We start from the raw sequence: 14,667 nt of genomic DNA, 5'->3' as shown, positions 1-14,667 counted from the left end.
CCACCATTGAGGTTATTGTTGCCGCTGTTACCCGTAATCACATTATTGAGACTGTTACCAGTGCCGTTAATAGCAGCTGTGCCTGTGAGAACAAGGTTTTCAAGATCAGCAGCACCTAAGTTAAAGCTGTAGGCAGACTCAACTGTGTCTACACCTTCACCAACGTATTCAGTAATACTTATATAATTATCACTGTTGAATATATAGCGATCGTTGCCAGTACCACCGTAGAGTGTGTTATTGCCAGCACCACCGTTCAAAATGTCATTGCCAGCACCACCGTAGAGCGTATCATTACCAGCACCACCATTGAGTGTGTCATTGCCAACGCCACCATTGAGGTTATTGTTGCCGCTGTTACCCGTAATCACATTATTGAGACTGTTACCAGTGCCATTGATTGCAGCTGTACCTGTGAGAGTTAGATTCTCTACATTAGCACCCAGAGTATAAGTAACAGATGACCGAAGCGTGTCTGTACCTTCATTAGCGTTTTCGATAACGACATCTCCAGAGCTATTAACTATATAGGTATCATTCCCTCTACCACCTTTGAGAGTATCATTACCCGCGCCACCATCAAGAGTATCATTGCCCCTACCAGCAGACAAAACGTTAGCAGCACTATTTCCAATAATTGTGTCGTTACCATCGCCAGTAAAGGCATTTTCGATGGTAGTTCCTGTACTAATAATTAAGTTAGTTCCTTCGAGGATACTTGTAGAACCTGGATTCAGGTTGAGGTAAGAATTAGAAGTAATTGCCGCAGCATTAATTGTATCAGTACCAGAACTGTCACTTAGCGTAGTTGGGCCATAGATGCCATACTCATTAGTGTAGAAATAAGTGTCGTTGGCTGTATCTGCATCCCCATATAAATTTAATTTCCAACTGTTTAAAATGCCGATATCTGTAGGGCCTAGATCCTTTATTCTGAGTGTCCAGTTGCCAGCACTGCTTTCTCCCCAGTGTTGTGTACTGGAAAGTTTAAACACAATATTATCTCCCTCATCCTCCTTATTGCCTGGTTGATAAACCAGAAGACTCTCAACTCCACTTGGAGAAATGAGGGAAACAACCAAATCCCCTCGATAGGGATGAGTGACATTGAGTTCTACTTCAACAAAATCAATATCTAAACCCCCGCCTACAGTAAAAGTACTGCTAATTCCTGTGTTATTGTTATCCGGGATTGCCCAGCCTAAATTACCTGAACTAAAAGAAAGACGCTGCTCATTGTCAAATCGACTCTGTTTCTGCCAAGTTTCTGCCAAACGCACAGCAGCATGAGCATCTACTAAGCCAAATCCATAGTTGTGACTGACGTGTAAACCTCCGCCATTCCAGTTTTTAGCGCCGTTGTATTGCCAAATGTATGGGTACCCCCCGTAATTATTAGGATCGTTTTGACGAGCAGAATAGGCAAGGATTTCTTGGATATCTCGATAACCTAAGTTGCGATTGGCTTCTAGCATCAGAGCAACTACCCCAGAAATTTCAGGTGCAGCAGCAGAAGTACCATTAAACTCCCCAGTATAGTCTCCAATAGCATCGCCTTCATATCCTTGGCGATCTGTAGTCACAATACTGCCAGGAACCCCACTGCCAAAAGCTGATACAAGAATAGAAGCTCCAGGAGTGCTGTAATAAGATGCTGTACCATCATCTTCGAGTGCCGCTACAGTAATGACGTAACGGGAGTTGGAATAGTTAGAGTAATTGGTATTCAAACCTTCTTCACGACTATTTCCAGCTGACCAAACTATTGCAGTTCCTAATCCATTACGCCCAAACTGGGCAGCATCCTGAATAGCTTGGGCTACTGGAGTATATGCAGGATTGAGAAAATTAGCCCCAAAGATTGACGTGCTACCCCAGCTATTATTGGCGACATCAACATTGCGTAAGCGCTGCAAAGCCCTAATCTGGCTATCAGAATTTCCGTAATTAAACCGGAAGGAAGCTAAGGTAGAGCCATAGGCTACACCCACACCACCAATGCCATTTCCAGCAGTTCCACCAATAACGCCTGCAACAGAAGTAGCATGACCGCTTTCTCCAGTTAGAGGATAAGGATTACCACTGTTGGTAACGCCATCATAGTCTATGGAAGTATTGTAATTTCGAGCTAAATCAGGATGGTTGTATTCAACTCCACCCCCCTCGAAAACACCGACAACAACACCGCGCCCTGTATAGTCATCCCAAACATTAACTACGTTAAGATCCATACCAGGAGTACCACCGAGTTGACCGTTGTTGTAGAGATACCATTGATACGGAAATAAGGGATCGGTAGGAAAAGTAGGCATAAGTTTGTCTCTTGAATTGTAGAAATATTTAGATGCTGAGAAATTAGTCAAATAAGCTGGAGTGCTGATTTTTAATGACTCAGACTTGATTGCTATTTTTTGACGCTTAAAATCTTTGTTAATTCACACAGTAAAGAAATTACAGAAATTAATCCTTCAGCTTTTATGCAAATCACGATACTCAAACTTGCATCGTGATTTGCATCATCATGCATGTAATAGTGCAGAAAACTGTATTGCAATTTAGCCTGTTGTATTGTGAAGCGATGAGTTTTTAGTTATTGAGAAATAGCGATCGCTCCATTGCAGTAAACTGCATAATTAACGAAGATTCGCTGATTTATTATCTAAAGGTGCAGTTCTATTAGATACTCAAGTAATCTATATAAAATCGCACCCAATGACGATCAAATACGGTTTAAACAGGTGTTTGCAGTTCGGATTGGCAGGGTTGCTGGGCTGCTTAAGTGTAAGTCTTGTCACTAGCGAAACCCAGGCACAGCAAAGCAATATCGTGCCTGATAACACACTTGGGGCTGAGTCATCTCAAGTTATAGACAACTTTCGGGGGCAACCAATTGAAGTCATTACTGGTGGTGCAACTCGCCAAATCAATCTTTTTCACAGCTTTCAAGAATTTAATATCAGTGAGGGACGTGGGGGTTATTTTTTCAGTCCTAACGCAGATATTCAGAATATTTTGGCACGGGTGACAGGTAATAAACCTTCAGAAATTTTGGGGAGACTGGGCACATTTGGTAATTCTAGTCCAAATTTATTCTTGATAAATCCCAATGGCATTGTGTTTGGAAAAAATGCCAGTTTAGATGTGGATGGTTCTTTTTTGGGAACGACAGCAAATAGTTTAGTCTTTCCCAATGGGATAGAATTTAGCGCCACAAATCCCCAAGCACCGCCGTTATTAGCTATCAATGTACCTGTTGGCTTGCAGTTTGGTTCGCAACCTGGAAGTATTACTAGCCAAGCATTGATTCGGGATTCACAAGGAAATATTATTAGTGGTTTGAATGTTGGCTCTGGTAGCACCCTAGCACTTATGGGTGGTGAAATTACCTTGGATGGTAGTATTTTATCTACTGAAAATGGACAAGTGAAATTAGGAGCAGTTAGTGGAGATGCAAATATTGGGCTAAATGTCAATGGTTCCTCATTGGGTTTTCAGTTTCCAGAAAATTTCGGACGCGCACCCATCAACTTAACGAATAGTAGCTTCATCATTGCAAGTGGCAATAGTGCAATTGAACTATTTGGCGGTGAAATTGGGCTAAACGATTCGTTTCTTTTTGGTAGCAATGGCGGCTCAATTGTTGTTGATGCGACTCAACTTAGTTTGGATAACGGTGCTGCAATTCAGAGTGCTACTTCTGGTGCAGCGAAGGGTGGTGATATTCAAATTCAAGCCAGCGATGCAGTAACTCTCGCTAACAGCAGTCAGATTTTATCTATTAGCACCGATAAAGCTACAGGTGTGGGTGGTGATATTACTATCAATGCCGGAAAAATTACAATTACCGGAGATGGAATAGCAGAAAATAGCGGTATTCTCTCTGCATTGAGTCGTGGTAAAGGCAATGGAGGGAACCTGACTTTAAATGCTACTGAGTCGGTTAACATCAATGGTGGCTTTACCTCTGTTACATCTGGAGGTGCAGGGAATGCAGGGAACTTGACAGTGCGAGCTAGAGATGCTGTCAATATAACTAACCAAGCTTCTTTAGGACTCTTCAGCATTAGTTCAGGTTCAACAGGTAATCTGCGGATTGAAACGGGTACTTTCCGAGTTCAAAACAATTTTCTCCAAGGGGGAGTGACAGCACTTACATCTGGTGGTGGAAGTGTCGGTTCTATTTCCATTCAGGCTCGGAATGCGGTTGAAGTGACTCAAAGTAAAATATCTACAGGTATTTTTGTTACACCACGCGGAAGTACAACTCAAGCAACAGCAGGGGATATCACCATTGAAACCCAGCGACTCAATCTCAAAGATGCGGGTTATATAAGTACGGATACTTTTAGCAGTGCAAATGCAGCTAACATTTTTATTAAAGCTAGTGAATACGTAGAGATTAGCGGTTTCTCTAGCTATGTATCAAGCAGTACATTTTCTGGCTCAGGAAATGGAGGTAATGTAACGATTGAAACACCGCGAGTCACTGTCAGTCAAGGAGGACATATAGACACCACATCCACTCAAAGCAGTGGTAATGCCGGGAATATTAACATCCGTGCCAAAGATGTAGAATTGGACGGGTTTGTTTTCGTACCCAAAGAACAGTTCTTGGCTCCACTAGGTCAAGCTGGTGCGGAAGAAATTTTGTCCGATCCTCTAACACAAGAAATTCTGTCTCGGTTCGGGGGTTTTTATGAGACAAGTAACTTATCCTCGGATGTGACTGGAAGTAATACCGATGCGCGGGGTGGCACAATAACTATTGACACAGAACGGTTGCGCTTGAGTAATGGTGGAAACATCGATACCTCAGTGATACTGGGACGGGGACAAGGGGGAAATTTGGTGGTTCGTGCCACTGATTCTATTGATATTACTGGGGTTGGTGCAGAACGACTAGATGGTTCATTTGCACCATCAGGTTTATTTGCAGAATTGCAAACTGGGGGAATTGGTTCTGGGGGCAGCATTGACGTGACAACAGGACGCTTAAACCTCAGCAATAACGGAGAAATTTCTGCTTCTACATTCAATCAAGGTAATGCGGGAAATATTACGATTAATACCAATCAAATTGATTTACGTGGAAATAGCAAAGTTATAACTCAGGTTGACGACGAAGCTAAGGGGAACGCAGGCAATATCAGCATCAAAACTCAACTATTAAATGTACAAGAAGAATCGCAGATATCATCAGCAACTCAGGGAAATGGAAATGCAGGTAATTTAAGGGTACAAGCTGATAACATTATCCTGACTGGTTCAGATAGTGAGTTTGCAACTGGCTTACTATCATCAGTTGATGAAGAGGCTAATGGTCAAGGTGGTGATATAGATATTACTACCAATCGCCTGATTGTACGTGATAATGCTGAAATTGTCTCCGGCAGCATAGGTACAGGTGAAGCTGGAGATATTAGAATTAGTGCTAATTTTCTGGAAATTATTGGTAAAGGCAGTGCGATCGCTTCTTTCACGAATGCAGGTAATGGTGGTAATATCACCCTGGACATCGCTGATTTATTATTTTTGCGCGATCGCGGTTTAATTTCAACCACCGCAGGTAGGGCACAAGCTGGTGGCGATGGCGGTAATATCAACATCAACTCTAAATTCATCGTCGCCAGCCCCGAAGAAGATAGCGACATCAATGCGAATGCATACACTGGTTTCGGTGGAAGAGTCGAAATTAACTCGCAAGGTATCTTTGGTATTGAGCCACGCCCAAAACCAACCGAAAAAAGTGATATTACAGCCAGTTCAGAACTAGGTATTGCAGGTGCCATCAACATTAACGCACCCGATACCAGTTCCCTTCAAAACAGCTTCACCGAATTACCCCCAGCCATTGACACCAATACACTAATCGCCAATAGTTGCATTTCACGCGGCACAAAGCGGCAAGAAAACTCTTTTACTATCACAGGTTCTGGTGCAATAACCACTAATCGTCCTGGTGTTTTGGTTTCTAACTACACAACTGGTGAAGTTAGAGGTCTAGAAACTACATCCCGTCCTTGGAAGAAAGGCGATCCGATTATTGAACCGCAAGGTTTATATCGGCTGAATAATGGACAGTTGCTATTGAGTCGAGAATGTTCTAATTAATGTATAGCCTTTTAGGAGAGAGGTCAAAGTAAGTATCTAGGCATAAATAAATTTAAAGTTTGTAGTAAGGGCTTTAGTCCTGATAATCCTTGCTTTGAGCGATAAATCGCTCACTACAAACTAGGAGTTTATTTTATATTTAATTATGTCTACCTACTTATCCCTCTTCTGTCACTCTCCGGGAGGGCGATCGCTAGAAGCCTCATGAGGCAATCAATACAAGCTATACTATTAGAAAAAAATCGGTCTTGTATTTGTTATTAGAGAAGAATCGCGCGATCGCCTGCTATACAAAAGCTCTAGAATTCAGAAATGGCAAAAGTTTCCGGAGAGTGACAAAAGAGGGTTATATTGCTTCCATTCGAGAAGCGCTATAACTGTAACGCGAGTCTGCTTCTAATAAAGTCAAAGCAGAAATTGCTACAGACTGCGCGAAACACGGAAACGTGAAAGCAGAAGCTGCTACAGGGAAGGCAGAAGTTGCTACAAGGAAGGCAAAACAGAGAAATTTGTCGTTATATGCGGAGTTTTACCTCCCAATTACTTAACCGAACACGATATAAGTCGGGGATTTAAACCTAGCGATGTTCACAAATCAAAAACTTGTTGCGCGGTCAGGTTGAATTTGGGAAAAGTGAGGGAGACAATTACATCATTACCCCTGAATAACCTTTTGACATATTCCCCATCAACTAGTTCGCACACAAAAAAAGCAGGTTGTTTAGGGTTACCAATAAAATCACGTCCCCCCAACCCGGCATAATCTACAATCCAATATTCGGGAATTCCCATCTCCTCATAATCCCCAAACTTGTCATAGTAATCGTCACGCCAATTAGTGCTAACAACTTCTACTATTAATTTGACTGAAGTTGCATTTTGAATAACTGATTCACTTTCCCAACGTGTTTCATTACTAATAGTTTCTTGGTTAAGAACAATGATATCTGGCTCGTAACCTGACTGATTGCGATTAGGTTTAACAATCGATTCTCTAGGAATAAACCAAATATCGCTTTTGGTTGTTTCTCTAATAGTTATAAGTAATTTTTCAATTAGGGAACCTGTTAATTTGGAATGCTTACCTCTGGGTTTAGGCATCTCAACAATTACCCCGTGATGTAATTCGTAGCGTAATTCTGAGTTTTCTGGATACCATTCGATAAATTCATCGAAAGTAAATGTTTTTGGTTCGGCTTGTATTTTGGTCATAAGGTTTAGTAGTGTCAACTTAACCCTTAACGAATAGAGCTTTAAAACCCACCTCCGCGGGTTTTCCAATCGCCCTTTTAACGTTCACTTAACTACGTTAATTATAAATATTTAAATGGAGGTAATATTAAAACGGCTGATAGCGGACTGAAAAATTAAAGCCATTATCTTGCAGTGAATTACCGCGATCGCTTGTGCCCATCAATGGTATACCATAGTCTGCACGCAATACCAAACCGTTAAAAGGTTGCCAGTTCAAACCCAACCCCAGACTAGCAATGGTTTGTGGGTCGGCATTAACACCGCGATTGTTCCAAGCTGTACCGATATCAAAAAATGGTATTAGCTGTAATGTTTCCACATTCGATGCTAGGGGAATACGAACTTCCACACCTCCAACTACCCCATTGTCAGCAACAAGTTGATTTTGATTATAGCCGCGCACTGTATCAACTCCCCCAATGCTAATTTTTTCCAGCGACAGTAAGGAATCAGGAGTAAGTTGAGTGTTAACTTTAGCCAGCATCAAGATGCGGGGAGATAGCCGTTGTACCCATTGAAATTGTCCCACCCAAGAGAAAAAACGCCCGTCAGTACCACTATCGTTAACGGTTGCGTCAAAAGCATCAATCCCAAAACTAAATTGCGATCGCGCCGCTAAAACACTGTTAGCATTACGTTGTAACCAATCTTGCGAAAAGCGGATTACTGTAACTCTTGATTTCCCATCTTCGGGCCCTTCGGTAAAGGAGAAGGGGATATCGTTGAGGATGAAGGTTTGACTGCGCCGTAAATCGAATGCCAAACCTAAAGCAAATTCGCTATTTGGTGTGTGGATTAACGGTTGACGGACATTAAAAGAAAGGGTTTCGGCTTCGCTACGGATATCCAAGTCACGAAATTCGCTTTCAATAATGCGGCTAGCACTGTTGCTGTAGCGGACACCAATGGTTCCATCTAGGGCGTTAAAGGGAATAGAATAACCGATATTGTAAATGTCTAAACCTTCACTACCAGCATATTCAGCATTGAATTTATCCCCAAACCCTAAGAAATTATCGTGAGCAATAAAAACAGTCCCTTGTTCTGAACCAACACTAGGTGATTGGTTATTTGCAAAGACAACCCCAGCGTGGAATGGTGGCGATTCGGTAATTGTCACCTGTAAAATATTGCTTCCGGGAGTGCTACCTGCGGTTAACTCAGCATTGACTCGTTCAATCACGGGGTCAAGTTGTAATAATTGCAGCGCTTGTTCAAGGCGTTTTTGGTTTAAAGGCTTACCTGCCAAGCGGGCAATCCGAGAACGCACGTATGCAGCTTGCAATCTTTCTAACCCTAAAATTGAAATTCCTTCAAGTTCGCCTTCCACAACTTGGATTTGCACGACACCGCTAGCGACATTTTGATTGTTGGAAATAAATGCACCACTGGTGATATAGCCATTATCAACATAGAGTTGGGTGATTTGCGATCGCAGTTGCAATAACTGCTCGAATGTGATGTTTTTATTTTCTAAAGGCTGTTTTAACTTGATGATTTCATCTTCTAAAACAGAATTGCCTATAACTTGAATTTCTTTAACAAAAAAACTTTCACCACTAGGAAAGGTAGTATCGGGTAGATTTTCCTGTGGAGGTGATGGAAGTATGCGGTCAGTTGGTGCAGATGGTGTGGAAGGAATAGTTGGTGATGGTGATGGTTGAGGAATAGTTTCTTCCACTTTCCCTGGAATATCAGGGGGAATTGTTACTCCAGGTGGGGGTGTAGATTGTGCAAATACTGCGAGTGGAGTGATGCTGATGCAGGAAAATAAGATGAAAAAAAGCTGTTGAAACCGGAGGTAGGAACCCATTGTTTATCTATTGTTTGTAAGATTCGTCATTTGTAGGGGTTTTAGGTATATTTATACTTAGTAATATAGTTCTGTTTATTCCCACCAACTAACTTAGCGATCGCATCAATAAATAGATACAGGAATATTATCTGATTTCTGAACTGCATTTAAGATGGAACCCTGATAAAACAGGGTTTTCCGCCTCAGTATGTTTTCAACAATCAAAATATAGTCCTATATATAATAAGTATTATCACTTAATTAAAATACCATAATAGTTTGCTTGATGATTACACCTTTATGCAATCATCAAGATCCGATTCGGTCATTTTAATCTTGATAAATAAGACAATAAATGCAGTCAGAAAAAAATACGCGATAGCGCAAGCGCTGACTTCTCAGTTCGCTAATCACCAGGAAACTTGAAAGACAGATAGTTTACGCTATCTTTATTTAAGATTGGGACACTATCCTTTCCACATCTACAGTTGAACATTGTCGTAGATCATCGCAAGTATACGCTATTACTGAACCATCAGGCTCAACAGAAAACAGAAAGTTATCAGCAGCATAAGTAGGGTGTCTTCTAGAAGTTCCAGGATAAACTGGGTTATATCCCAATAAAACTAATCCTTGAGAAGAAGATTTGAGGCTAATTTCCTGGTCTACAACCTGCTTTTTATTTATTCTAGAGTCAAAATAACTAGTTCTCATCACTCCAGAATACCCGTTCATTACCAGGACGCTTTGATGGACGATTCCATCAATGCTATATCTTAGCTTCCAAGTTCCGTAAATCGGAGAATTGGCATCAACCAGTTGCGCGATCGCATAAGATGAAGATTGAGAAACATCTGGTGTTTGTACTAAAGCCTGTCTCGCATCTACTGACTTGATGCCAAACAATCCAATTCCAGCGACTAAAATTGCCATCGAAGTGGTTTGCTTGAAATTCGGGAATGCCAAAGATGTTGCTAAAACTGTGTTGCGAACTAGTTTATAAAACATAATCAACCTCTGAATCTGAGTTAAAAAAATAACGATAATTTCATCAGCAACGGTGATAAATTGATGATTTTTGCTGTTTTGCGATACATCAACCGTTTCTTTAATACTCAGATTAAGGGAGATGACTAGGTAATGCATTCACCATTTATGCATATATAGTTGCATGAATTGTATGGTGCGATCGCATGATGGTGCGTCCCAATTTACACAAAACTGCAACGCCAGATTTTCCCATATATGCAATATTTCTGTTTAACAACTTCGACTCAAGATTAATTGCCCATTGGGTAATCGATACAATCCTTGTGGTTCAATAATCGGGTCGCCTTTTTTCCAAGGACGGGATGTCGTTTCCACACCTCTAACCTCACCAGTTGTGTAGGTAGAAACCAAAACCCCAGGACGATTAGTGGTCAAAGCACCAGAACCTGTAATAGTAAAAGAGTTTTCTTGTCGCTTTGTGCCGCGTGAAATGCAACTATTGGCAATAAGTGCGTTGGTGTCGATGACTGGGGGTAATTCGGTGAAGCTGTTTTGAATAGAACTGGTGTCGGGTGCGTTAATGTTGATTACACCTGAAACGCCTTGTTCCGAACTGGCTGTAATATCACTTTTTTCAGTTGGTTTTGTCTGCGACTCGATACCAAAGATACCTTGGGAGTTAATTTCGACGTTTCCACCTGTTCCCGTAAAGGCGTTAGCACTGATATCGCTGTTTTCGTCGGGAATTGCAACGATAAACTTGGAGTTGATATTGATGTCACCGCCATCGCCGCCTAATTCTTCTGTCCCTGCGTTGGTAGAGATTTGAGCGCCACGACGAAGTAAAAGTAAATCGCTGTTAACATTGATGTTACCACCGTTACCAGATGCAGATTCGGCGTTGAGTTTGCCTTGGTTGTCTAAGGTGATTTCAGGTGAGTTGATTTCGATATCGCCTGTGATTCCTGAACCTGTGGAACTGACAAATAAGCCACTGTTAGCACCAATATTTGCTACTCTGCCACCAGGAAATTTAGTACTTCTGTCATTGTAATTAGAGTCAATACCGCTAATTATTAGCTTATCGTCAGCGTTGACAGTAATTTTACCTGCACGTCCATTGCTTGAGGTAGTGGTGGTGAGTTGTCCGCCGTTGAGTGCTTCAAAGACATTTGCATTTACCGTAACATCACCACCCTTTTGATTATTTCTAGTGCGTGCATCTAGTAAAGCACCGTCTGATACACGAAAGATATTGGTGTTTACAGTGATATTGCCACCTTCGCCTGTGGAAGTAGAATCAGTAAATGTAAATAAAGCAGTAGAAACTCCGTTTTCTTGACTAGTTCCAGAAACAGTTACCGCATCTTTTGCATTGACGCGAATATTTCCCGCATTTCCCTGTCCATAAGTTGGGGTAACAAGTTGAGAGCCATCAGTGAGTGAGAGTGAAGTCGCATTGATGTCAATGTTGCCACCCTGACCTACACCTCCGGCTTCTACCGTGCTGAAGATGGTCGCATCTGTAAGGGAAACAAAATCTGATGCACGCACTGTCACATTCCCTGCATTCCCCTGTCCAAAAGTTGCGGCATTAAGTTCAGCGCCATCTCGTAATGAGAAAGAATCAGAATCGATAGTAATGTTACCTCCATTACCTACTGCTCTGGTATTAACAAAACTGCGAATTCCAGCCGTAAAACTGTTTTTCTCCCCAGCAATATCAACAGCACCTGTCACCTGAAGATTGACATTACCTGCATCTCCCCGTCCAGAAGTTGAGGCAGTAAGTTCAGCGCCATCTTGTAATGAGAAAGAACCAGAATCAATAGTAATGTTACCTCCATTACCTACTGCTCTAGTGTTAACAGAACTGCGAATTCCACTGGCAAAACCGTTTTTCTCCCCAGCAATATCAACAGCACCTGTCACCTGAAGATTGACATTACCTGCATCTCCCCGTCCAGAAGTTGAGGTGGCAAGTGTAGCACCATTAGTAAGTGAAAGTGAAGTAGCATTGATGTCAATATTGCCACCATTACCCTCACCTTGATTTGGGACATTAGTTATCACACCACTAAAGAGTCCATTACTACCAACCCCATCTAAGGTGACAGTATCACGAGCATTAATTGTGATGTTGCCTGCATTCCCTTTAGCAAAAGTGCTAGAAACGATTACTCCGCCATTGCGTGCCGTTAAAGAGTTGGTTGTTATCTGGATATCTCCTCCCTTGCCGATACCTCCACTATTCAGATAACTAATAACACCACTGGGAATTTCATTCTCAGCTACACCATCCAAAATAACAGCATCACGGGCATTGATGGTGATATTTCCCGCATTTCTCAGCGCAGAAGAGAATAAATTGCCCCCATTTGTCAATGACAGCGTTCCAGTGTTTACCTGAATTTCTCCGCCATTACCGCTTTCCATTGCAAAGGAATTTGCACCACTGGGAAGTCCGTTACTACCGATACCATCAACAATCACTGTATCACGCGTATCAAGAAAGATACTGCCAGCGTTACCTTGCCCAGCACTATACACATTAAGTTGACCACCATTGGTTAAAAATAATGCTCTAGCGTTGATGCGGATATTGCCACCATTAGCGTAGGCGTAGCCCGCCGTAGGCATCGTATTAGAGAAAGCTATACTATTGGCGCTGCTATAATAACCATTCCTGCCTACACCATCAAAAGTAACTGTATCGCGGGCATTAATAGTGATGTTACCTGCATTTCCCTGCCCATAAGTACCGCTATCGATAAAAGCGCCATTAGTAAATGCAAGTGACCCCGTTGTAATTTGAATGTCTCCAGCATTGCCAACTGCTCTAGGATAAACATTACTGTCAGCAAAAGCATCTCTATCAAAGCTGATAGTGTCGCGGGCATTAATTATGATGTTGCCTGCGTCTCCTTTGCCCAAAGTGCTGCTAGTGATAAAAGCGCCATTAGTAACTGCAAGTGACCCAGTTGTTAACTGAATGTCTCCCCCATTACCTACACCTGAAGGGTTGACAGAACTAATTATGCGGCTAAATATATTGCTAACGTTACCAAACCCATTTAGAGAAATTGTTTCGCGGGCGTTGATAGCAATATTACCTCCGTTACCTTGTCCGATAATTGTGGTATTAATTTCCGAACCTTCTGTTAGCGAGAGGGAACCAGTTTGAATTTCAATGCTACCGCCATTACCCACAGCGCCTTGTTCAACAGAACTTTTAATATCAGCACCACCTGTAAGTGAAATACCATCCTTTGCTTGGATTAAAACACTACCAGCATTACCTTGACCATAAGTGCTAGCGTTTAATGTACTGTTATTGACTAAGTTTAGTGACCCCGTAGTGATGTTAATATCACCAGATTTACCAAAAGCTCTTTCTTCTATCACATTAGCAATAAAGCTCAATTCAGTTAGAGTTGTTGTCGCTGTAGCATTAATTACAACATCTCCACCTTGACTGTTTGGCGTTCCCAAGCCTATATCTATCCCTGCTCTGAGTTTGCTTTGCTCTGTTAAATTCACATTTCGCGCATTAATTTTGATGTTACCGCTATCTGCACCCCGGACGTTGATTTCTGCACCATTGCTCAAAGAAACATCTGCACGTTCCACATCATCGGGTATCACTAAATTAGCCGAATTGTTATTTGTAATATTCAGTCCAACTGTTCCTGGTGCAGCTAAAGCCGCCAATTCAATATTCCCACCGTAAGCCCCAATTGCTCCGCCATTGATGTTGATATTTCCACCAACCAGCAATAAGTTCTGACCATCTGCTACTCTTAAGCCTGTGACATTTTGACCAGCAGGATTAATACCTGCTGGTGCTTGGGATTGATTGGTGATTCCCCCCTGATTTAGTTGGTTAAACAGCAACGCTGAAGGATTGATGGTTAATAAGGGTGGTGCTTGGGGATTAGTTGCACTAAAATTTCCCTGATTTCCAAACTGCACTCCATTGGCTGTTGTCCCGACAAAACTCCCTTGCACATCTAACTGTGCATTCTCCCCAAACAAAATCCCATTGGGATTAATCAAAAACAAATTTGCTGCACCATCAACTCCCAAAGTCCCGAAAATATTCGATGCAATCCCACCTGTTACCCGCGTTAATATATTTTCTACTCCAGTTGGGTTGGCAAAATACACACGTTGCCCATCTTCAATATTAAACTCGCTGAAACTATGAAAAAGATTGCCACCGCGTGTTGCACCACCGTTAATTTTGTCACCCAGTGTGTCATTAATTAACACATTTGGATCGAGTTGAGAAGCTTCTGTACCAAGAGTGTTGTCAGGTGTGATTTGTGCCTGGACTGGCGAGGAAAGGCTGAATGCAGTTATTAGGCATAAAGGAATAATACTTTTAATACTAGCTTTTTGGGGATGATGTGCTTGATTCATAAGTAGTTTACCTTGGAGAAATTCAAAGACAATCCACAATATTGCTGATATGAATGTTTTTTCTCTGTTATGAGGAGTCGAGGTTAGACCATAAT

At 41.8% G+C, this 14,667-nt stretch carries 6 protein-coding genes; 1 reads left to right on the top strand and 5 read right to left on the bottom strand.

The window, feature by feature from the left end; all coding sequences use genetic code 11:
* A partial coding sequence (locus tag F8R90_RS29880) for a S8 family serine peptidase (protein WP_196513659.1) occupies positions 1–2,312 on the bottom strand: 2,312 nt, incomplete at its 3' end.
* Between the two features lie 400 nt (positions 2,313–2,712).
* On the opposite strand from F8R90_RS29880, the gene F8R90_RS29875 reads away from it, so the two are divergent.
* Entirely contained in the window at positions 2,713–6,111 is a 3,399-nt protein-coding gene (locus tag F8R90_RS29875; protein ID WP_196513658.1) for a two-partner secretion domain-containing protein, read from the top strand.
* A gap of 588 nt (positions 6,112–6,699) precedes the next feature.
* On the opposite strand, the gene F8R90_RS29870 is transcribed toward F8R90_RS29875, so the two are convergent.
* From F8R90_RS29870 to F8R90_RS29855, 4 genes are all read right to left on the bottom strand, one after another.
* Entirely contained in the window at positions 6,700–7,323 is a 624-nt protein-coding gene (locus F8R90_RS29870) for a Uma2 family endonuclease (RefSeq protein WP_196513657.1), read from the bottom strand.
* Between the two features lie 127 nt (positions 7,324–7,450).
* Positions 7,451–9,178 carry a ShlB/FhaC/HecB family hemolysin secretion/activation protein gene (locus tag F8R90_RS29865; protein WP_196513656.1) on the bottom strand — a complete coding sequence of 576 codons (1,728 nt, stop codon included), beginning with the start codon at positions 9,176–9,178 and terminating at the stop codon, positions 7,451–7,453.
* 435 nt (positions 9,179–9,613) lie between these two features.
* Positions 9,614–10,306 (bottom strand): hypothetical protein, encoded by a 693-nt coding sequence (locus F8R90_RS29860; protein WP_230967103.1) that lies wholly within the window; start codon positions 10,304–10,306, stop codon positions 9,614–9,616.
* Positions 10,307–10,420: 114 nt separating this feature from the next.
* Positions 10,421–14,572 carry a beta strand repeat-containing protein gene (locus tag F8R90_RS29855; RefSeq protein WP_196513655.1) on the bottom strand — a complete coding sequence of 1,384 codons (4,152 nt, stop codon included), beginning with the start codon at positions 14,570–14,572 and terminating at the stop codon, positions 10,421–10,423.
* Positions 14,573–14,667 lie beyond the last annotated feature (95 nt).

Origin of the sequence: Nostoc sp. NZL (genome assembly GCF_015714705.1) — a bacterium.
Classification (GTDB): Bacteria; Cyanobacteriota; Cyanobacteriia; order Cyanobacteriales; family Nostocaceae; genus Nostoc; species Nostoc foliaceum_A.
This window is presented reverse-complemented; position numbering and strand designations above follow the sequence as displayed.